Annotated in this window: 24 protein-coding genes; 12 read left to right on the top strand and 12 right to left on the bottom strand. The window is 62.5% G+C overall.

The annotated features are described in order from the left end of the window. Positions 1 to 5: 5 nt before the first annotated feature. Positions 6 to 1,640 (bottom strand): methyl-accepting chemotaxis protein McpP, encoded by a 1,635-nt coding sequence (gene mcpP / locus N5D53_RS22040; protein ID WP_279840820.1) that lies wholly within the window; start codon positions 1,638 to 1,640, stop codon positions 6 to 8. 300 nt (positions 1,641 to 1,940) lie between these two features. On the opposite strand from mcpP, the gene N5D53_RS22035 reads away from it, so the two are divergent. Next, a complete protein-coding gene (locus tag N5D53_RS22035) occupies positions 1,941 to 2,771 on the top strand; it encodes an undecaprenyl-diphosphate phosphatase (RefSeq protein WP_026031837.1) in 831 nt (276 codons plus the stop codon). After that, entirely contained in the window at positions 2,764 to 3,177 is a 414-nt protein-coding gene (locus tag N5D53_RS22030) for a DUF1294 domain-containing protein (protein ID WP_064491057.1), read from the top strand. Before N5D53_RS22035 ends, N5D53_RS22030 begins: the two co-directional genes overlap by 8 nt. 58 nt (positions 3,178 to 3,235) lie before the next feature. On the opposite strand, the gene N5D53_RS22025 is transcribed toward N5D53_RS22030, so the two are convergent. Together N5D53_RS22025 and N5D53_RS22020 are read right to left on the bottom strand one after the other, a co-directional pair. Beyond that, positions 3,236 to 3,595: an MmcQ/YjbR family DNA-binding protein gene (locus tag N5D53_RS22025; RefSeq protein ID WP_047605158.1), complete on the bottom strand. Its 360-nt coding sequence runs from the start codon at positions 3,593 to 3,595 to the stop codon at positions 3,236 to 3,238. Further along, positions 3,588 to 4,490: a LysR substrate-binding domain-containing protein gene (locus tag N5D53_RS22020; protein ID WP_003253907.1), complete on the bottom strand. Its 903-nt coding sequence runs from the start codon at positions 4,488 to 4,490 to the stop codon at positions 3,588 to 3,590. The genes N5D53_RS22025 and N5D53_RS22020 overlap by 8 nt, the downstream gene beginning before the upstream one ends. A 133-nt stretch (positions 4,491 to 4,623) precedes the next feature. Here N5D53_RS22020 and N5D53_RS22015 point away from each other — a divergent pair, with 133 nt between their 5' ends. Then, positions 4,624 to 5,235, top strand: coding sequence for an FMN-dependent NADH-azoreductase (locus N5D53_RS22015; RefSeq protein WP_020191409.1), 612 nt, complete (start codon positions 4,624 to 4,626; stop codon positions 5,233 to 5,235). Positions 5,236 to 5,303: 68 nt separating this feature from the next. Here the strand turns inward: N5D53_RS22015 and N5D53_RS22010 are convergent, their stop codons facing one another. From N5D53_RS22010 to N5D53_RS22000, 3 genes are all read right to left on the bottom strand, one after another. Then, positions 5,304 to 6,506, bottom strand: coding sequence for an NAD(P)/FAD-dependent oxidoreductase (locus N5D53_RS22010; protein WP_104961856.1), 1,203 nt, complete (start codon positions 6,504 to 6,506; stop codon positions 5,304 to 5,306). A gap of 80 nt (positions 6,507 to 6,586) precedes the next feature. Beyond that, positions 6,587 to 7,186, bottom strand: coding sequence for a cupin domain-containing protein (locus tag N5D53_RS22005; protein ID WP_104961855.1), 600 nt, complete (start codon positions 7,184 to 7,186; stop codon positions 6,587 to 6,589). Between the two features lie 39 nt (positions 7,187 to 7,225). Beyond that, positions 7,226 to 9,178 (bottom strand): FAD-dependent oxidoreductase, encoded by a 1,953-nt coding sequence (locus N5D53_RS22000; protein ID WP_104961854.1) that lies wholly within the window; start codon positions 9,176 to 9,178, stop codon positions 7,226 to 7,228. Between the two features lie 174 nt (positions 9,179 to 9,352). Here N5D53_RS22000 and N5D53_RS21995 point away from each other — a divergent pair, with 174 nt between their 5' ends. The 6 genes from N5D53_RS21995 (at position 9,353) to N5D53_RS21970 (ending at position 13,394) form a co-directional block, all read left to right on the top strand. Then, positions 9,353 to 10,396, top strand: coding sequence for an ABC transporter substrate-binding protein (locus N5D53_RS21995; RefSeq protein ID WP_104961853.1), 1,044 nt, complete (start codon positions 9,353 to 9,355; stop codon positions 10,394 to 10,396). 22 nt (positions 10,397 to 10,418) lie between these two features. Then, complete coding sequence (locus N5D53_RS21990; protein WP_104961852.1) at positions 10,419 to 11,174, top strand: class II aldolase/adducin family protein; 756 nt, start codon at positions 10,419 to 10,421, stop codon at positions 11,172 to 11,174. A gap of 162 nt (positions 11,175 to 11,336) precedes the next feature. Continuing rightward, the gene (locus N5D53_RS21985) at positions 11,337 to 12,221 is read left to right on the top strand and encodes an EamA family transporter (protein WP_003253899.1); all 885 of its coding nucleotides are present in this window, start codon (positions 11,337 to 11,339) and stop codon (positions 12,219 to 12,221) included. Positions 12,222 to 12,291: 70 nt separating this feature from the next. Next, positions 12,292 to 12,612, top strand: a complete 321-nt coding sequence (locus tag N5D53_RS21980; RefSeq protein ID WP_003258990.1) for a YbjQ family protein — start codon at positions 12,292 to 12,294, stop codon at positions 12,610 to 12,612. A 138-nt stretch (positions 12,613 to 12,750) separates the two neighbouring features. Next, entirely contained in the window at positions 12,751 to 12,939 is a 189-nt protein-coding gene (locus N5D53_RS21975; protein WP_003253897.1) for a hypothetical protein, read from the top strand. A gap of 143 nt (positions 12,940 to 13,082) precedes the next feature. Beyond that, positions 13,083 to 13,394 carry a hypothetical protein gene (locus tag N5D53_RS21970; protein ID WP_010953779.1) on the top strand — a complete coding sequence of 104 codons (312 nt, stop codon included), beginning with the start codon at positions 13,083 to 13,085 and terminating at the stop codon, positions 13,392 to 13,394. 46 nt (positions 13,395 to 13,440) lie between these two features. Here N5D53_RS21970 and N5D53_RS21965 read toward each other — a convergent pair whose 3' ends face one another. Together N5D53_RS21965 and ampC are read right to left on the bottom strand one after the other, a co-directional pair. Continuing rightward, positions 13,441 to 13,773 carry a hypothetical protein gene (locus N5D53_RS21965; RefSeq protein WP_003253895.1) on the bottom strand — a complete coding sequence of 111 codons (333 nt, stop codon included), beginning with the start codon at positions 13,771 to 13,773 and terminating at the stop codon, positions 13,441 to 13,443. A gap of 300 nt (positions 13,774 to 14,073) precedes the next feature. Further along, entirely contained in the window at positions 14,074 to 15,216 is a 1,143-nt protein-coding gene (gene ampC / locus N5D53_RS21960; RefSeq protein WP_279840809.1) for a class C beta-lactamase, read from the bottom strand. A 106-nt stretch (positions 15,217 to 15,322) separates the two neighbouring features. Here ampC and N5D53_RS21955 point away from each other — a divergent pair, with 106 nt between their 5' ends. After that, positions 15,323 to 16,324, top strand: coding sequence for a bile acid:sodium symporter family protein (locus N5D53_RS21955; protein ID WP_010953782.1), 1,002 nt, complete (start codon positions 15,323 to 15,325; stop codon positions 16,322 to 16,324). 407 nt (positions 16,325 to 16,731) lie between these two features. On the opposite strand, the gene N5D53_RS21950 is transcribed toward N5D53_RS21955, so the two are convergent. Then, the gene (locus tag N5D53_RS21950) at positions 16,732 to 17,325 is read right to left on the bottom strand and encodes a DUF4157 domain-containing protein (RefSeq protein WP_020193791.1); all 594 of its coding nucleotides are present in this window, start codon (positions 17,323 to 17,325) and stop codon (positions 16,732 to 16,734) included. Further along, positions 17,312 to 17,875 (bottom strand): TetR/AcrR family transcriptional regulator, encoded by a 564-nt coding sequence (locus N5D53_RS21945; RefSeq protein ID WP_104961849.1) that lies wholly within the window; start codon positions 17,873 to 17,875, stop codon positions 17,312 to 17,314. Before N5D53_RS21945 ends, N5D53_RS21950 begins: the two co-directional genes overlap by 14 nt. An 89-nt stretch (positions 17,876 to 17,964) precedes the next feature. On the opposite strand from N5D53_RS21945, the gene N5D53_RS21940 reads away from it, so the two are divergent. Continuing rightward, positions 17,965 to 18,696: an SDR family oxidoreductase gene (locus N5D53_RS21940; RefSeq protein WP_064491066.1), complete on the top strand. Its 732-nt coding sequence runs from the start codon at positions 17,965 to 17,967 to the stop codon at positions 18,694 to 18,696. Positions 18,697 to 18,724: 28 nt separating this feature from the next. After that, positions 18,725 to 19,339 carry a 2-hydroxychromene-2-carboxylate isomerase gene (locus N5D53_RS21935; RefSeq protein ID WP_279840807.1) on the top strand — a complete coding sequence of 205 codons (615 nt, stop codon included), beginning with the start codon at positions 18,725 to 18,727 and terminating at the stop codon, positions 19,337 to 19,339. Here N5D53_RS21935 and N5D53_RS21930 read toward each other — a convergent pair. Then, positions 19,312 to 19,611 carry a hypothetical protein gene (locus N5D53_RS21930; protein WP_256597838.1) on the bottom strand — a complete coding sequence of 100 codons (300 nt, stop codon included), beginning with the start codon at positions 19,609 to 19,611 and terminating at the stop codon, positions 19,312 to 19,314. The genes N5D53_RS21935 and N5D53_RS21930 overlap by 28 nt on opposite strands. Positions 19,612 to 19,613: 2 nt before the next feature. Then, on the bottom strand, positions 19,614 to 20,159 hold the full coding sequence (locus N5D53_RS21925; protein WP_003248033.1) for a cupin domain-containing protein: 546 nt from the start codon (positions 20,157 to 20,159) through the stop codon (positions 19,614 to 19,616). Between the last annotated feature and the right edge of the window lie 6 nt (positions 20,160 to 20,165).

Below are 20,165 nucleotides of genomic sequence, written 5' to 3'. Positions count from 1 at the left end.
TGTTCTCAGACCCGGAACTGCCGCAACAACTGCTCCAGCTCTTCGCTCAACCGCCCCAATGCCACCCCGGCATCGCTGGACTGACGCGCCGCATCGGCGGTCTGCTGCGACAACCCGGCAGTATCCAGCACATTGCGGTTGATCTCTTCGACCACATGCGACTGCTGCAAGGTGGCGCTGGCAATGGAGGCGTTCAATGCGGTGAGGTTGTTCAGCACCTGGTTGATGGCGTCCAGGCTGGCGCCGGCCTCGCGGGCTTGTTCGACAGTCTGGCGCGATGCCTCGCTGCTGGTGTCTATGGCCTTGACCGCAGCGTCCGACTGACTCTGCAGGTGCTCGATCATGGTATGAATCTCGGCCGTCGATTGTGCTGTACGCTGGGCCAACAGTCGCACCTCGTCGGCGACCACGGCAAAGCCCCGGCCTTGCTCGCCAGCCCGTGCCGCCTCGATCGCGGCATTCAGCGCCAGCAGGTTGGTCTGTTCGGCAATGGAACGAATCACGTCCAGCACGCCGCCGATGCGCGTGCTGTGGCCGGCCAGGTCGCGGATTACCTGTACGGCCTCATCGATGGTCAGCGACAGGCGATCAATCTGCGCCAGGCTGCCGTGGATGGCCTGCTGGCCGTGCGTCACCTGTTGTTGTGCCGTACGCATTTCTCCCGCGGCCTGTTCAGCCGTCTTGGCCACGTCCTGCACGGCGTAGGTCACCTCATTGACTGCAGTGGCCACCTGGTCCATCTGTAACGATTGCTGGGCACTACGCTGTTGTGCGGCACCCGCATTGTCACCGACGTGCCCGGCGGACTGGGCCAATGCGTGGGCCGCGCCTTGCAGTTGGCCGACGACACCTTGCAGTTTGCCGTTGAAACGGTTGAAGTGCTCGCCCAGGTAGGTGATCTCGTCGCGGCCATGGGTGTCCAGGCGCCGGGTCAGGTCGCTTTCGCCGCTGGCGATGTTACCCATTGCCTGCACCGCTTCCTGCAGCGGGCGGGCGATGCTGCGGGCAATCAGCATGACCACCAGTGCCATCAGCAGGGCAATGCCCACACCAACCAGCGAAGCGTCGCGTAACTGGCGAGCGAATTCGGCCTGCACGTCATCGACGTACACGCCCGAACCGATGATCCAGCCCCACGGCTTGAACAACTGAATATACGAGGTCTTGGCTACCGGCTCACTGGCGCCGGGCTTGGGCCAGCGATAGTTGACCGGGCCGGCGTCCTGCTGGCGGGCAAGGGCGACCATTTCGTTGAACACGGCGAAACCATCGGGGTCGCGGATGGCGGAAAGGTCCTGGCCGTCGAGCTTGGGGTTGGCCGGATGCATGATCATCTTCGGCCCCAGGTCGTTGATCCAGAAATAGTCGTCATGGTCGTAGCGCAGCGCGCGCACTACCTGCAGCGCCTGTTGCTGGGCGGCTTCGCGGCTGAGCGTACCGGCAGCTTCCAGGCCTTGGTAATAGGCCAACACACCCGCGGCGGTCTGCACCACGTGGCGGGTTTTCTCTGCCTTGGCCTGGTACAGGTCACCATGGATCTGCCGCAGCATCAGCAGGCCCAGTACCACCAGCATGGCCACCGCCACCACAAGGATCAGCCACAGGCGCCGACTGATTGACATCGATCTCAGAGTGTTCATCCATCAGCTCCCGCATTGTTCTTTTTATTGAGGTGCATCGAAGCATGCTTTGCAGCGAGCCCCCACTCGACTAATGGCTAAGTGCTATGTTGGTGATAGTCTGCAACGGGTCAGGTAAAGCGATTGCCAAGGGGCTCTGTCAGGATTTCGGCCGCGCAAGATGAAACCTTTAACAGGCGTGAACTTTTCTACTGGCGTTGCGCCCAACAGTCGCTGTAAAACAGCCGGGCCGTGTAAGGCAATTTCAAGCAAATCAAGAACAAGGGGCCTGCGACAAGCAGCGCTCCATCCGGGGGAATGATGGATTTTTGGACTGCCTTCCAGGCAATCATCTTAGGCGTGGTCGAAGGGCTGACGGAGTTTCTGCCGATCTCCAGTACCGGTCACCAGATTATCGTCGCCGACCTGATCGGTTTTGGCGGCGAACGGGCCATGGCTTTCAACATCATCATTCAGCTGGCGGCGATCCTGGCGGTGGTGTGGGAGTTTCGCAGCAAGATTTTCGAAGTGGTCTTCGGCCTGACCCACCAGCCCAAGGCGCGCCGCTTCACGGGCAACCTGCTGCTGGCGTTCATGCCGGCGGTGGTCCTGGGTGTGCTGTTCGCCGACCTTATTCACGAATACCTGTTCAACCCCGTCACCGTGGCGGCGGCTTTGGTGGTGGGTGGCGTCATCATGCTCTGGGCCGAGCGCCGTGAGCACCGCGTGCAGGTGGACCATGTGGACGACATGCGCTGGAGCCATGCGCTGAAAATCGGCTTCATCCAGTGCCTGGCGATGATCCCGGGCACGTCGCGCTCCGGTTCGACCATTATCGGTGGCCTGCTGTTCGGCTTGTCGCGCAAGGCAGCGACCGAGTTCTCGTTCTTCCTGGCAATGCCGACCATGGTCGGTGCGGCGGTGTATTCGGGCTACAAATACCGTGACTTGTTCCAGCCCGGCGATCTGCCGGTGTTCGCGCTCGGCTTCGTGACCTCGTTCATCTTCGCCATGATTGCCGTACGGGCGTTGCTCAAGTTCATTGCCAACCATAGCTACGCGGCATTTGCCTGGTATCGCATTGTGTTCGGCCTGTTCATTCTGGCGACCTGGCAGTTCGGTTGGGTCGACTGGTCCACGGCACATGGCTGAGGCGCTGCGTGGGCAACGGGCTGAAGGCGTGCGCAACGTGCGCCTGAAGCTGCTGCTGTTGGGCGTGCTTTGCCTGTTGCCCGGCCTGGGGGCGGCGCGCATGGCCTGGAACGATCAGGCCTGGTGGCCGTTGGCGTTGTACCCGGCCATGAGCCTGATCAGCCTGTTGCTGTATTGGCAGGACAAGCAGCAGGCACGTAACCAGGCCTGGCGTACCCCCGAGAAAGTGCTGCATGCCAGTGAGCTGCTCGGTGGTTGGCCGGGGGCGCTGTTGGCGCAGCAGCTGTTTCGGCACAAGACCCGCAAGGTGTCGTTCCAGGTGGTGTGCTGGGGGATTGTGCTGCTGCACCAGGTGTTCTGGGCAGACTGGCTGTTTCTTGACGGGCGTTATCTGCCCCTTGGCTGATGTGCAGTTGTACCGGCCTCTTCACGGCTAGTGCCGTGAAAGGGCCGGCTCAGCTGGATCACATGACCAACCCCACCTGCAACCGCTTTGGCAACCGACGCACTACCAACTGGTGCGACCGCTGCAACACCTCACACAGTTCATCACGCCCCATGGGGTAGGGCGGCGCCATGCTGACCCACCGCGCCCGCGCCAGGTACGGCGCCGGCCGTATCCCGGGTCGATCGCAATAACCCAGAAACAGCTCGTCGGCTACCTTGAACGACAACCCGGCACCCGCCAGGTCGAGCACCGCGAACATCTTGTTTTCTGCCACCGAAAACACTCGGATGCCGCCCCATTTGTAGTCTTCCCGCGCACCCGGCAGGCTTAGGCAAAATGCCGCTACCTGGGCTTCGCTCATCTTCCGTTCAGACATACCGCTCTCCACAAGCCTCGAATGACGCCGCCAGGTGATCGATCCACACCCGGACCGCAGGCAGCAGGCCACGCCGGTGTGGGTAAACCGCCTGCAGGTAGCCACCCGGCAGCGACCAGTCTGGCAGTAGGCGCACCAGTTCGCCGCGTTCCAGTTCCTCTTCACAGAACATGCTGGGCAGCGCAGTGAACCCCAGGCCGGCACGTACAGCAGCGTTACGCACTACGAAATCATCGATCGCCAAGCGTGGCTCCAGCGCTATTTCCTGCTGTTTGCCATGGGGGCCGAACAGGCGGAAGTGTACCAGCCGGTCTGCTTCGGCTGCGCCCAGTACGGGCAATGATGCCAACTCGCCTGGTTCGCGAATGTGGTCGGCAAAACCGGGGGCGGCCACCAGTTGCATTTGCGCCTGGCGCAGGCGGCGGGTCACCAGGGCCGGGTCTTCGTCGCCCAGGTCGCGTACGCGCAACGCCACATCAATGCCTTCGGAAATCAGGTCGACCCGGCGGTTGAGCAATACCATGTCCAGTTGCACCAGCGGGTACTGCTCGAGAAAGCGGCTGATCACATCCGGCAGGAAGGCGTGTGCCAGTGCCACCGGGCACGATACCCGTAAACGCCCGCGCGGCTCACTGCTCATGCTGGCCACGGTCTCGTCGGCGGCTTCGGCCTCCAGCAACATGGCCTGGCAATGATGCAAATAACGTTCACCTACTGCGGTGAGCTTGAGTTGCCGGGTGGTGCGCTGCAACAGGCGTGTGCCCAGGCGCTCTTCAAGCTCGGCGATACGCCGCGACAGGCGCGACTTGGGGATGCCCAGCTGGCGCCCGGCGGCGGCGAATCCGCCGGCTTCGACGACGCGCGCGAAGTAGAAGAGGTCGTTAAGGTCTTGCATGGGAAAGTCTCACTGTTCCACCTGTGGGACAAACTAACGCATTTTTGCTTACTTATCAGCTATTGATCATCTCGGTAGGATTCTCCCCATCGTGATCGCCCACAGCTGCGGTCTTCACTCACAGGAGAGTCCCATGAAACTGTTGCACATCGATTCGAGCATCCTGGGCGACAATTCCGCCTCGCGTCAGCTGAGCCGTGAAGTGGTCGAAGCCTGGAAGGCTGCAGACCCAAGCGTTGAAGTGGTTTATCGCGACCTGGCTGCCGATGCCATCGCCCACTTCTCCGCTGCCACCCTGGTCGCTGCAGGCACCCCTGAAGACGTACGCGACGCGGCCCAGGCTTTCGAAGCCAAGCTGAGCGCCGAGACGCTCGAAGAGTTCCTGGCTGCCGATGCCGTGGTGATTGGTGCGCCCATGTACAACTTCACCGTGCCGACCCAGCTCAAAGCCTGGATTGACCGCGTGGCCGTCGCCGGCAAGACCTTCCGCTACACTGAAGCCGGCCCGCAAGGCCTGTGCGGCAACAAGAAAGTGGTGCTGGTTTCCACTGCGGGTGGCCTGCACGCTGGCCAGCCGACTGGTGCCGGGCATGAAGACTTCCTGAAAGTGTTCCTGGGCTTCATCGGGATTACCGACCTGGAAATCGTCCGGGCCCACGGCCTGGCCTATGGCCCGGAGCAGCGCAGCCAGGCGATCGATGCTGCACAGGCGCAGATTGCCAACGAGCTGTTTGCGGCTGCCTGATCAAGGGAGCGGTTGGTTGCAAGCGTGGCCCTGTGGAAGCACAAGGCCACTCCAACCTGTAGAAGCGTTCAGGCCACCGGGATAAGCGGATCAGCTGCCGCCAGGGCCGATGCCCGGTCAGCCGCTGGCGGATAAATCCACACTGAATTGATCTGGCGCTTCAGCGCCTTGGCTTCGGCCTTGTCCTCCGGTGGCGAAACCTCACGGTCCCATCCTTCGGTGTACACCGCGCCCCAGGCCCCCAGGTCCAGGCACGTCACGTACTTGGGCTGGCTGTAAGCCATTGGTGCTACGCCAAGCAACTCGGCAGCGGCATTGTTGCCCGCATGGCGCCCCAGCGCAATCGCATGTTGGCACGACATCACGGCATGATTGCCAAGCTCGTCACAGGTGGCGTAGGCCACGTCTCCAGCTGCATACACGGCATCATTGCCCTTGACCTTCAGGTTGCCATCGACATGCAAGCGGCCGCGGTTGTCGCGCTCGCCGCTGATCTGTTCGGTGAGCGGGTTGGCCTTGAAGCCAACCGTCCAGACCACCGTGCTGGCGTCGATCCGCTGGCCGTTGTCCAGCTGCACACCGGCAGGGTCTACCGAAACTACTGTGGCACCGCAAACCCACTCCACGCCCAGGGCCTCGCATGCCTGCTCGATGGCTGGGCGGATGCCGTCACCCAGGGCTGCGCCAATCCTGGCGCCGCGGTCGATTACCACTACGCGCAACGCGGCGTCTTCACCCAGTATCGCGCGCAAGCGGGCCGGCAATTCGGTGGCCGTCTCGATGCCGGTAAAGCCGCCCCCGGCTACCACTACGGTATTGCGTGCCGGCGTGTTCGGCAGGCTGGCCAGTGACTTCAGGTGGGTTTCCAGGCGTGCGGCGCTGTCGAGCTTGTCGACGTCGAAGGCATGCTCGATGCCGTCCATGTCAGGGCGCTCAAGCTCACTGCCGCAGGCCATGATCAGACGGTCATAGGGCAGGGTGCAGCGAGTGCCGCTGCGGGTGCGATAGCCCACGCGGCGGGCCGCTTCATTGATGTGGTATGCCGTGCCCTGCACGAAACGGACATTGACAGCGTCGAACAGCGCCTGCAGGGGGGCGGCCAGGGTATGCACGTCTGGCTCGTAGAAGCGCGGACGCACATGCAGTTCAGCCTGGGGGGCGAGCAAGGTGACCTCGACGCCCTTGCTGCCGTTGAGGTCAAGCTGGCGGATGGCGCTGAGTGCGCTCCACAGGCCGGCAAAGCCCGCACCAATGATCAGGATCTGCTTCATGGTTGTGCTCCTTTGAAGTTCGGTGGACAAGGTAGACCGTATTGCCGGTCAACGGTGTTACCAGTGCTTGCCGGAGTGCTTCAGAATGTTGGCGGTGTGATCACCCAGATCACCACGGCATCCACTTCACCGGGGTTGCCGTAGCGGTGAGGTTCCTGGCTCGAGAAGCTGAAGCTGTCGCCTTCACTCAGCTGGAAATGCCGCTCGCCCACCCACAGCTCAAACGTGCCGCTGAGCAGGTAACCGGCTTCTTCGCCGTCGTGGCTGTAGCTTTGCTGGCTGTAAGTACCTGGCGGGAAACGTGAGTGCAGCATCTCCAGCTGGCGGTTGGGCTGGGGGGTGAGCAGTTGATCAACGATGCCATCTTCGTAGTGCACGCTCAGGCGGCTGTTGCGCCGCACCACATAGCCTTGGTCTTCGGGCGCGGTGGTGGCTTCGCTGGCGAAGAACCACTGGATGGTCACGCCCAGGCTGCGGGCGATATTGAACAGCGCCGGGATCGACGGGTAGGAGAGGTTGCGCTCCAGCTGGCTGATGTAGCCTGCGGTCAGTTCACTGTGTGCGGCCAGCTCCGCCAAGGTCATGCCGCGGCGCTTGCGCAGGCCGCGGATGCGGGTGCCGAGGAACTGCGGCGCGGCGCCCCCGGGTTCGCTGGCGGTGGGCTGGGAGGGTTGGCTCATGCGCGTCGGTCCATCGCAAAAGCCGCAGTATGTACAGCCTCAGAGTGCCCAGGCAACCGTCAGGCCATCGTGAATCGCTTCTTCGGCTGTGCGCGGCGCCAGGCAGTCGCCAATCCGCCGTACGTCCACCACACCTGCCAGTTCAGTGGCCAGGCGGTCTTGCGGTTGATGCCCCATGCACAGCACCAGGGTGTCGATGCCTTCGAAGATCATCGGATCGCCGCTGGCGGTGTGCTGCAAATACACCGTGTTGTCGTCGCTGCCATACAGGCGTGCGTATGGGGTGACAGGGATACCCAGGCGATGCAGCTCGCCGGCCAGTTGGTCACGTACATAAAGCGGCAGGCTCTCGCCGCAATGAGTGCCGTTGACCGCCAACTGGACCTGATGACCTTCGCGCACCAGGCGTTCGGCGATACCGGGGCCGATCCAGTCACAGCGCCAGTCGATCACCAGCACCGAACGCCCCGGTTTCACCTCATTGCGCAGCACTTGCCAGGCGTCCACTACCTGAAGCTCGCCGGTACGCTCGAACGCCGGCCAGTAGGGGGTGGCGCCGGTAGCGGCAATGACCAGATCAGGGCGCTCACGTTCGACCAGCGCGCGGTCGACCCAGGTGTTGCGCACCACTTCTACACCTGCCAGGGCCATTTCCCGTTGAAGGTTGGTGCTGGCACCCCCGAACTCGCTACGCCGTGGCAGTAGCTGGGCCAGCAGCACCTGCCCACCGAGCTGCGGGCCCGCCTCGTACAGCGTGACCTGGTGCCCGCGCGCGGCGGCCACGGCGGCGGCCTTCATGCCGGCAGGCCCGCCGCCGGCGACCATTATGCGCTTGGGCGAGGAAGTGGGCGTGAGGTGCCCGTACTGCAACTCACGCCCGGTTTCCGGGCGCTGGATGCAGGAAATGGGCAAGCCACGATGAAAATGGCCGATGCATGCCTGGTTGCAGGCGATGCAGGCGCGCACGTCTTCGACCTGGCCGTGTTCGGTCTTGGCGGGCATCGACGGGTCGCAGATCAGCGCCCGGGTCATGCCGCACACATCAGCCTGGCCGCGGGCCAGGATCAGCTCGGCTTCCTGGGGCTGGTTGATGCGCCCGGTGACGAACAGGGGGATAGCCAGCTGTTGCTTGAAGGTGCCAGCCTCGCGGGCCAGGTACGCCGGTTCGATGGCCATCGGTGGCACGATATGGACCGCGCCACCCAGCGAGGCCGAGGTACCGGCGACGATATGCAGGTAGTCGAGCTGGCCCTGCAAGGCCACGGCAGCAGCCAGTGACTCGACTTCACTCAGGCCCTGGCTGTCGCGCTCGTCAGCGCTGATGCGCAGGCCGATGATGAACTGCTCATCGGTGGCGGCGCGCACTGCGGCCAGCACTTCGCGCAAGAACCTCAGGCGCTGATCCAGGTCACCGTTGTAGCCATCACTGCGTACGTTCACCCGCGGGTTGAGAAACTGCGCGGGCAGGTAGCCATGGCTGGCCACCACCTCGACGCCATCCAGGCCGGCCTGGTGCAGGCGGCGGGCGGCGCCGGCATAGCCCTGGACGATTTCGTCGATCATTGCCTGGTCCAGCGCGCGGGGCATCACCCGGAAGCGCTCATTGGGCACCGCAGACGCCGAGTAGGCTACCGCCAACAGGCCGTCTGCCGACTCCATGATCTCCCGCCCGGGGTGAAACAGTTGCGACAGCACCACGGTGCCGTGCGCGTGGCAGGCCTCGGCAAGCTGGCGGTAGCCCTCGATGCAGGCATCGTCAGTGGCCATTAGCACATGCGAGGTGTAGCGGGCACTGTCGTGCACCCCGGCGACCTGCAGCACGATCAGGCCGACGCCGCCGGCAGCGCGGTCGCGCTGGTAGGCGATCAGCTTGTCGTTGACCAGGTTGTCGGTGGGCAGGCAGGTGTCGTGACCGGTGGACATGATGCGGTTTTTCAAGCGTTTGCCGCGGATCTGCAAGGGCTCGAACAGGTGTGGGAAGGCGGTCTGCATCAGGCGGCTCCGGTGCGGTGTTGTTATTTTTACTTATAAAAGTGTAGCGATAGTAAAAAATCAACTTGTTTTTTTACTTGCGTCTGTCTAGGTTTTCCTCACTCGCATGGCGAGGGTGTGACCTCAGAACAACAAGAAAACGGGCCCGTCGGGCACCGCCAGGAGGAAACTACGATGCAGCTATATCCACGTGTGACCGGCCTTTGTGCAGCCTTGTTGGCTCTTGGCCTGAGCAATGCGCAAGCTGCGCAGCAGATGGTCGTGGTCGGTTATGGCGGTGCAGGCCAGAAGGCCCAGGATGAGGCGATCTTCAAGCCCTTCATTGCCCAGGACGGCAGCCAGCTGATCCAGAGTGAATACAACGGCGAAATGGCACGGATCCAGGTCATGGCCGACACCGGCAATGTCGATTGGGATGTGGTGCAGATCGAAGGCCCTGACTTGATGCGCGGCTGCGACGAGGGGATTTACGAGCGCCTGGATTGGCAGCGCCTGGGCCATGCAGCCGAACTGATCCCGGCAGCCGCACAGGATTGTGGGTCGGCCGCGCTGGTCTGGAGCGTGGCTATTGCCTACGACCGCAGCAAACTGGCCCAGGCGCCGGCGTCGTGGGCCGACTTCTGGGACATCGGCAAGTACCCTGGCAAGCGCGGCCTGCGCAAGCGTGCCGTGTACAACCTGGAATTCGCACTGTTGGCTGACGGGGTCAAGGTCGAGGACGTTTACCGGGTATTGTCCACGCCGGCAGGTGTCGAACGGGCCTTCGCCAAACTCAGCGAACTCAAACCCCATATCCAGTGGTGGGACGCCGGCGCTCAACCCGCGCAATGGCTGGCAGCCGGTGACGTGGTCATGACCTCCACCTACAGCGGACGAATTGCGGTGGCGGCGCAGCAGGGCAGCCCGTTGGCCGTGGTATGGCCTGGCAGCCTGTACGGTATGGACTATTGGGCGATCATCAAAGGCTCGCGGCATGTCGACCAGGCCAAGCGGCTGATTGCCTATGCCAATCAGCCGGATACCCAGGTGCGGTATGTACAACAGATCCCCTATGGGCCAACCAATACCCAAGCCGCGGCCAGGCTTGACCCGGCGCTGGCCAACTGGGTACCCACCTCGCCACAGAACCTGCAAGGGGCGCTGGCCATGAACGTGGAATTCTGGGTCGATCATGGTGAAGAGCTGGAGCAACGCTTCAACGCCTGGGCCAGCAAATAGCGTTCAGTAAAGGGGCAACAAGATGACTGAAACGGAACTAAGCCTGCGTCGGGAGCTGGCTGCCTGCTACCGGCTGATCGCGCACTTTCGCATGAGCGATCTCATCTTCACGCATATCTCCCTGCGCCTGCCTGGGCCGGAGCACCATTTCCTGATCAACCCGTATGGCCTGCTCTTCGAGGAGATCACAGCGTCCAGCCTGGTGAAGATCGACCTGCAGGGGCGGCCGGTGGAGGCTGCCCGTCACCCGGTCAACCCGGCGGGGTTCGTCATTCACAGTGCCATTCACGCTGCCCGCGAGGATGCCCGGTGCGTGCTACACACCCACACCCGCGCAGGCTGCGCGGTGGCCGCACTGGAATGTGGCCTGCTGCCGGTCAACCAGATGTCCATGGAGTTTTACGGCAATGTGGCTTACCACGCCTACGAGGGCGTCGCGCTGGACATGGATGAACAGCAACGGCTGGTGGCCGACCTGGGCAACAAGCCGGTGATGATGCTGCGCAACCATGGGCTGTTGACCACGGGGCGCAGTGTGGCTGAAGCCTTCTTGCGCATGTACTACCTGGAGAAGGCTTGCGAGATCCAGTTGGCGGCGCAAAGTGCTGGGCAACTGATATTGCCGTCGACCGACGTGTGCGTGCGTACCGAACGGCAGTTCAACGCGCCGGGGAGAGGGTTGAAGCAGGGGGAACTGACCGACCCGGATGCGCTGCAATTGGCGTGGGCGGCGTTGTTGCGAATGCTGGAAAAGGTGGCGCCTGGTTATCAGGATTGAACCTGTGCTTGCTGATTTGGCAGTTAGTCGTCCAGCCGACAGCGGGCAGACGGAACAGTCACTGTAGTGCAACCATTGGTTTCAACTGTGCTGGTCCCTTTTCAAGGAATACCGTTATGCTGTAACGAAATATGTCTAAAAAGCCTGCAGAAGGAAGCCGCAATGCCACTCAAGGACCTGCTTATCGCCCTGGTGGTGATTGTCGCCTGGGGCGTCAACTTTGTGGTCATCAAGGTTGGCCTCGACGGGCTGCCACCGATGTTGCTGGGGGCATTGCGTTTCTTGCTGGTGGCGTTCCCGGCGATCTTGCTGGTCAGGCGGCCCAAACTGCCGTGGCGCTGGCTGATCGCTTACGGTGCGACCATTTCACTGGGCCAGTTCGCGTTCCTGTTTCAGGCCATGTACAGCGGCATGCCGCCAGGGTTGGCTTCGTTGATCCTGCAGTCGCAAGCCTTCTTCACCCTCGGTTTTGCTGCGTTGTTTCTCGGTGAGCGGCTGCGCCTGGCCAGCGTGCTGGGGCTGCTGGTGGCGGCCGGCGGCCTGGCACTGATCGGCAGCGAAGACGGCGGCCATGTGCCCATGCTGGCGTTGGTGCTGACCCTGTGTGGTGGTGCGATGTGGGGCCTGGGCAACATCATTACCCGGCGGTTCGGCTCGGTCGACCTGGTCGCGTTGGTGATCTGGGGTGGGCTGATACCGCCACTTCCATTCCTGGCACTGTCCTGGTGGCTGGAAGGCCCCGAGCGCATTGGCCATGCCTTGGCCAATATCAGTTGGAGTTCGGTGCTGGCCCTGGCGTATTTGGCCTTTGTGGCCACCATGCTCGGCTACAGCCTGTGGAGCAAGTTGCTGTCGCGTCACCCGGCAGGCAAAGTGGCGCCATTCTCGCTGCTGGTACCGGTGATTGGCCTGAGTTCGTCGGCATTGCTGCTGGGAGAGCGCCTGACCGCTACGCAGGGCTGGGGCGCATTGCTGGTGATGGCCGGCCTGCTGGTGAATGTATTCGGTGCACGCATCGGTCAGCGTTTGCGGGCTGCCAACGCGTAAAGCGCTTAAATCTGCTGACCTGCGCTCTGTTAGAATCGGCCTCTTTCTGCCAGGCCAACGGAGCGCATCCATGATCATTTCCACCACCAGCCAGCTCGAAGGCCGCCCGATTGCCGAATACCTGGGCGTGGTCAGTTCCGAATCGGTGCAAGGTATCAACTTCGTGCGCGATTTCTTTGCACGGTTTCGCGACTTCTTCGGTGGCCGTTCGCAAACCTTGGAAAGCGCGCTGCGCGAGGCCCGGGAGCAGGCCACTGAAGAACTCAAGGCCCGGGCACGACAGTTGCAAGCCGATGCGGTAGTGGGGGTGGATTTTGAGATCAGCATGCCGTCGGTACAGGGCGGCATGGTCGTGGTATTTGCCACCGGTACGGCAGTACGACTGAAGTAAAGCCTTTTGCCATTGGTCGGCTGCAAGGTTCTTGTCCGGTCGGTCCGCAAATGACCAGCTAGTCTCACTTTCACAGGCCGCGTTTCCTGGGCAACTTGTCTGGTTGCCGACGCGACCGCCACTGGAGGGAGACTGGGCATGAGCGAATCCTTTTTCGAAGACCTGAACGATGCGTTCCCGATCAACAGCCAGGTGCGTTGCGGCCAGGCGGCATTTCGCCTGGGTTTCGCCCACATGACGCTGGATGATTCCGAACAGCTCCAGCCTGCACATTTGCAGCGCAGCAAAAAAGGCCGCTTCATGCCGCGGGTACCGCTCAAGAAGTGATCCCGCGCCTGCACACGCCCCCCGCCCAACGGCGGGGTTTTTATTGCCATTCGTTGATCCGCCTCATGGTATTGCCCGGTAGCGCTCGCCGGATGGCCCGGCCTGTGGTTTTCTGACGCGGCATTCCAGCAACGGAGGATTGAATGCTCATGCGAGTCAGGGAAGAAACCTATTGGCAGTGGGCCGACGCACAGCTGCACAGCCGCTGCCACGACGAAGCACTCAGCGACGGCACCACACTGGACGTGCAGGTGCGCTTGTCGCGCCTGGGGGCGACGCAGCTGTTTCTGGGGTTGTACGCCGGGGATGGGCGGGCGTTGCTGGAAGAGTATTACCCCGCGCTGCCGGGCGAGACCATGACCCGTGCGCTGGTGTGGGGTGTCGACCGCGCCCGGGCGATGGCAACAGGCGCCTTGCCTCTGCCGGAAACCCGTCTGCAGCGGCGCCAGGCATGAAAAAGCCCGGCCTATGCAGGCCGGGCTCTGGTAAGGGTGCGAACCCTCAATTCAGCGGTTCGATCACCTTGACTGCCTGCTGCTCACGGGCAGCGGGCCATTCTTGTTGCAGGGTCTGCAGCACGCGGCCAACGAATTCAGTGTCGGCGGCGGCTTTCTTGCCGACGTAGCCTTGGCCACGGCGGTAGACCTTGAAGCGGGCACGCATGCTGGGCAGGTGCTCTTCAAATTCATCTTCGACGGTGTTCGGTGGCAGGCGGTCGAGGCGCACTTCACCGGTTTGGCTAACCCACAGCAAATGGTCGTCAAGGCTGTCCTTGCGCACGGCAAACAGCTGGGCCAATTGGTCGATAGTCGGATTGTTGTTCAAGTTCATCATAAAGCCCCCATTACCCATTCATAGGTGATTTTCACAGTTGGCGCTATCACGGTGTAGCGCACTACCAAGGCTGCTACAGCAGCATCGCAACAGGGGCTTTCTCACGCTGCCTTTTGGACAGTTTCCCTCTCCACGGACGGCCTGCGTTACCGCGCAGGCCGTCTGGAACACCCTTGCCACCGCTCCCGATCGGGGAGACGGCTTCATCATGCCCAAGCGCGATGAACGGCGTCAACCATTTTGTAGTGAATATTTTAGCTCACTACATTCTGTCGTTTTGTCCGACAATCAACGCGAGCGTTATAAGCCGGAAAGGATGTCGAAGGCGGCTTGAACCCGCGCTTGGTTGGGGTAATTCCGATTGGCCAGCAGCACGACTGCCAGCTGTTCTGCCGGCACGAACGCGGCGTACGCGCCGAAGCCGTTGGTGGCGCCGGTCTTGTTGTACCAGGCTGCCGGCAGCGCGGGCAGGGCCGGCTGCAAGCGAGTGGTGGCCTGCGGTTCGCGGATCAGCCGTGGGCTGTTGCCATCGATCAGTGTGCTCAGCGTGACCGGGTAGGGGTAGCGTTCCCAGCCCAGGCCTTGCGTCATGGCGCCAACCTGGAAGTAGCCCTGCTGGGTAAGGGCGGTGGCTTTCGCCAGGGCCGGTGGCAGGCCCTGCGGTTGCATGTGCAACCGCACATAGCGCAGCAGGTCGCTGGCGCTGGTTTTGATGCCGTAGGCCTCATCGGCGTAAGGGCCGGGCCCTACACGCACCGGCTTGTCGTCGGCGTCATACCCTTGGGCATAAAGCCCCTGGGCGCTGGCCGGAACCTGAAGGTAGGTGTTTTTCAGGCCCATCTTCGCCAGCAGGCCCTCACTCATCAGCGTGGAGAACGGTTGGTGCTGCGCACGGGCGGCCAGGTCACCGAACAAACCCAGGCTGGGGTTGGAGTAGCAGCGCTGGGTGCCAGGTTTGGCACGAGGTTGCCAGTGGCGGAAGAAATCGACTACCTGTTGCGGTGTTTGTACGGTGTCGGGGAACTGCAGTGGCAGGCAGTCGGCGCTATAGGCGCCCAGTTCCAGCACCGTCGCGTCGCCGATGGGGACGCCGGCCAATGCCGGGTGATAGCGCTTGGCCGGGGCCTCGAGGTCAAGCTTGCCCTCGGCGCTGGCAAGCGCGGCCAGGGTGGCCGTGTAGGTCTTGCTCAGCGAACCGATCTCGAACAGCGTATCGCGGCTGACCGGTACGTTGTCGGCCTTGCTGGCCACACCGTAGCTGAAGTAATGCGCGTGGTCGCGTGCATAGATGGCCACAGCCATGCCGGTGATGCCTTGTTCCTGCATGAGCGGGCGGATGATCTGGTCGACCTTGGCCTGTAACTGGTCGTCGGCCTGGGCGCTGGCATGGCCTAAGGCAAGGGTAATGGCGGCTGCAAGTGCAGCCAGACGTGGGCGGAGCATGGTGAGTCCTTTTGTGGAGCGTGTCCGTTGAGCGATACCACTCGGGGTTCCGGCGTTAGCGACGGGGAGCCAAAGACCTTATCGTCTGCCCACCCACCATGACAAGATGGATACAGTGATGAAGTATTTGCGCATGTTATTTGACAATTTCACCCTGGCCTTGCTCGGTGTGGTACTCATCGCCACCGTACTGCCTTGCTCGGGCGATGGCGCGGTGTATTTCGGCTGGCTGACCAACCTGGCCATTGGCCTGTTGTTCTTCTTGCATGGCGCCAAACTGTCCCGTGAAGCCATCATTGCCGGTGCCGGGCACTGGCGCCTGCACCTACTGGTGTTCTCCTGTACTTTCGTATTGTTCCCGCTGCTGGGCCTGGCGTTCAAACCTCTGTTCGTACCGCTGGTGGGTAACGAGCTTTACCTTGGCATCCTGTACCTGTGTGCCTTGCCTGCAACCGTGCAGTCGGCCATTGCCTTTACCTCGCTGGCCCGCGGTAACGTGCCGGCGGCCATCTGCAGCGCAGCGGCCTCCAGCCTGCTGGGTATCTTCCTCACACCGTTGCTGGTGATGCTGCTGCTGGGCGCCGGTGGTGATACAGGTTCCGGCCTGGATGCGGTGTTGAAGATCACTTTGCAGCTGCTGGTGCCGTTCGTTGCCGGGCAGGTCGCGCGGCGCTGGATCGGCGCCTGGGTCAAGCGCAATGCGCGCTGGCTCAAGGTGGTGGACCAGGGTTCGATCCTGCTGGTGGTGTACACCGCCTTCAGTGAGGCCGTGGTTACCGGTTTGTGGCACACCGTATCGCCGCAGCACTTGGCGGGGTTGTTCGTGGTGTGCGCAATTCTGCTGGCAGTGGTGCTGTTTGGCACCCGCTTGCTTGGCAAGGCGCTGGGCTTTGACCTTGAGGATCGCATCACCATCCTGTTTGCCGGCTCCAAGAAAAGCCTGGCTACGGGTGTGCCCATGGCCCAGGTGTTGTTCGTGGGCAGTGGCATTGGCGCGATGATCCTGCCGCTGATGCTGTTCCACCAGATACAGCTGATGGTGTGTGCTGTGCTGGCGCAGCGTTATGCCAGCCGTGAGCAGGCGGTGGAGGCTTCGGCGGTGTCTTGAGCGCCTTTACGTTCCCATGTAGATGCTGTGTTGGCGGTCAAGCTTTTCTGCGGTGCTGAGAGCTGAAAAGCTTGGTCGTATCAAAGGGTTGATAGCCGCGAAGAGGCCGGGCCTTCTGGCCAATCTCCACCCGTCGTTCATCGTTGCCGCCGCCACCGTATTCGCGGGTAAACCCGCTCCTACACAGATCGGGGTGGACACACATCGGGGGTTGGGCGCATGCCGTCGTGTAGGAGCGGGTTTACCCGCGAAAGGGCCGGGCCTGCTGGCCAATCTCCACCAGTCGTACTCTGTTGCCGCCGCTACCGTATTCGCGGGTAAACCCGCTCCTACCACGGTTCGCGCGAACGGCTGAATTTTGCGCTGGGCAAGACCTGCACTGTCGATGTGGAGCGTAATGGCAGCGATCAGCGGGCCAGGCCTGAACGACGCTCGCGCAGCGCCTTGTCGACTTCGGCCTCGATCTTGTAGGCCGGCCCCTCCAGGTCGTCGAAGTTGCGCGTATAGCGTCGGGCAAACTCCTCCACGCCCAGCTCCTGATACTGCTGCACATGCTTGAGCTCGTGCGCCCACAAGGCCACGTTGTCCTCGGCATCGGCGGCCCGGCGGAAGATGATCGTGTCGATCAGTGTAACGGCGTTCACATCGGGGTTCTGCAATAGCGCATTGGCTGCGCTGATCTGTTGCTCATCCCCCACCCGGAAGCGCGCCGCGTCGAGCACGGCAAAGTCATACCAGGGTTCCAGCTGCGCCCGAATATGCAACGGAATCGGCTGCACACCGCTGGCCGTGGCTTCGTCGCGGGCCTGGCGCAAGGCGTATGCCAGGCTGGACGAGGCCATGACCTCCACATCCTTGAGGATCTGCCCGGCCTGGCCTGGGTCGATCGGGGCGCAAAAGCAGCCCATCAGGCACACTTGATACTGCCCAGGCGGGCAGGCCTGTTCGGCAAGCGCAGGGAGGGCCAATAGCAAACCCAGCAGGGCACTAATCCGCCTCATGCAGGGCCTGTTCGACAAACTGGCGGCTGGCGTCCAGTACCTGCACTTGCACGCTTTCACTGGCCAGCATGCGCCCGACCAGCAATGCCCCTACGCACTGGCTGATCAGCACCCAGGCCAGCTGCTCATCCTCCAGGGTTGTGCTCCAGGCCCGGTGCAGTTCTACCAGCCAGTGCTCAGCCACTTCACGCACTGGCGTGTCGGCCCGGGCGATTTCCACTCCCAGCGGCGGCAACGGGCATCCACCTTCGGCATTGCGCAGGTGGACCAGGCTCAGGTACTGCTGCAGGCAGCGGCCCAGGCGTTCACGGTTGGCTCCCTTGCTGGCCAGGCGTGCCAGGGGGCTGTTGCTCAGCTCCTGGCGTACCACCTCGGTAAACAGGTCGTCCTTGGACGGGAAGTGGTTGTAGAAGGCACCGCCGGTCAGGCCGATCGCTTTCATCAACCCGGCCACGCCGGTGCTGGCAAACCCCCCGCGCTTGGCCAGCGCGCCGCTGCTGGCCAGCAACCGTTCGCGGGTTTGCTGTTTGTGTTCGTTGGAATAGCGCATTCACATGCCTCGGCAAACAGGCTTGACGATGACCGCGATCATAACATAGCGTTCGTTTACTAAACGATCATTTACCAATGGAGGCAAGCATGTCAGAACAACAAAAAGTCGTGCTGGTGATCGGGGCGGGCGACGCCACTGGCGGCGAGATCGCCAAGCGTTTTGCGCGTGAGGGCTATATTGCCTGCGTAACTCGTCGCCAGGCCGACAAACTGCAGCCGCTGCTGGAGGAAATACACGCCGCTGGCGGCCAGGCCTACGGTTTTGGCTCTGATGCGCGCAAGGAAGAGGAGGTGGCCGAGCTGGTGGAGACTATCGAGCGTGATATAGGTCCGATTGAGGCATTTGTCTTCAATATCGGTGCGAATGTTCCGTGCAGCATTCTCGAGGAAACCCCACGCAAGTACTTCAAGATCTGGGAAATGGCCTGCTTTGCCGGTTTCCTCACCGCGCAGGCGGTGGCCCGGCGCATGGTTCAGCGTGAGCGCGGCACCCTCCTGTTTACCGGCGCTACAGCCGGTACCCGCGGCGCAGCCGGTTTTGCCGCCTTCGCCGGGGCCAAGCATGGCTTGCGTGCCCTGGCGCAGAGCATGGCGCGCGAGTTGGGGCCACGCAACATCCATGTCGCCCATGTGGTGGTGGACGGTGCCATCGACACGGCCTTCATCCGCGACAGCTTCCCCGAGCGCTATGCCCTCAAGGACCAGGATGGCATCCTTGACCCGGCGCACATTGCCGACAGTTACTGGTTCCTGCACGCCCAGCCCCGCGATGCCTGGACCTTCGAGCTGGACCTGCGCCCCTGGATGGAACGCTGGTAACCCCCGTTAACATGCAAGGACCGTCACCATGCAAACGTCTGTCGATTTCTTTTTTGACCTGGGTAGCCCGGCCAGCTACCTGGCCTGGACCCAACTGCCGAACCTGTGTGCCCGCCACGGCGCTACGCTGCGCTACCGGCCAATGCTGCTTGGCGGGGTTTTCCAGGCTACCGGCAATGCTTCGCCGGCCATGATCCCGGCCAAAGGGCGCTACATGTTCACCGACCTGGCCCGCTTTGCCGAACGCTACGGTGTGCCGTTCGGGATGCCGCCGGGCTTCCCGGTCAATACCCTGACGTTGATGCGCGGCGTGACAGGGACCCAGTTGCATTCACCGGATCGGTTCGAGGCATTGCTATCGGTGCTGTTCACTGGGCTGTGGGTACAGCGGCGCAACCTGAGCGACAGCGCTGTGCTGAATGAAACACTCGCGCAGGCAGGCTTCGACCCACAGTTTTTTCATGCCCTGGCCGCTGACAGCGAAGTAAAAGCAGCGCTAAAGCACGCGACCGAGGCCGCTGTGGCGCGCGGGGTGTTTGGCGCGCCCACCTGTTTTGTCGGTGATGGGATGTTCTTCGGCCAGGACCGCCTGGACTTTGTCGAGGAGGCGCTACGTCAGGGGGCCAGCAGCCTCTCCAGCTGAGTGCGCTCCCACAGGCTGAGCAGGTCGGTGGGGTTGGTGCCATAGCGCTGCCAGTGTTCGAGGCCGGCCTGTTCGCCGTCGGGGGCTTGGCAATGAACGCAATGCGCCAGGCCTTCGGTATCCAGGGCCAACGTCAGTTGCCAGCCCTGGATGCCGACATCGACCAGGCCGCCATCACGGCGTGCAGCCACCTCAAGGTGATGCACGCCGAGCGCCACATTGCGCAGGCACTGGTAGACATCCCGGGCGCTCGGTGAACGTCTGTGGGTCAAGATCAGAAATTCGCCGGCGTGTTGGCGCTGATGATCTCGGCCTCATCCGGGCCGATGTTCTTGAAACTGTGCGGCAGGGTCGTGGGGATGTAGTAGCCGTCGCCCGAATTGAGCACGCTGACCTGGCCGTCGACCCACAGCTCGACGGTACCGCGGGTGACCAACCCGCATTCTTCGCCTTCAGCGTGCACGATCGGCTCGCCAGAGTCGGCGCCGGGTGCGTACAGCTCACGCAGCATGCGCATTTGGCGGCCTTCGACGCTGGCGCCGACCAGCAGCATGCGCAGGCCATTGCGGCCCAGGTCGGGTTGTTCGCCACCACGGAATACGTAGCGTTCCTCACGCACCGGCTCGTCGAAGCTGAAAAACTCCGCCAGGCTCATGGGAATGCCTTCGAGCAGTTTTTTCAGGGAGCTGACCGAAGGGCTGACGCGATTCTGCTCGATCTGCGAGATCGTCGAATTGGTCAGCCCGCTGCGACGGGCCAGTTCCCGTTGGGAGAGGTTGTTGCGTTCACGCACCAGTTTGAGTCGCGTCCCCGTGTCCATAGCCGC

This window comes from Pseudomonas sp. GD03862, assembly GCF_029840855.1.
GTDB classification, from domain to species: Bacteria; Pseudomonadota; Gammaproteobacteria; order Pseudomonadales; family Pseudomonadaceae; genus Aquipseudomonas; species Aquipseudomonas alloputida.
Note: the sequence above shows the minus strand (reverse complement) of the source record. Positions and strands in the feature narration are given on the sequence as shown.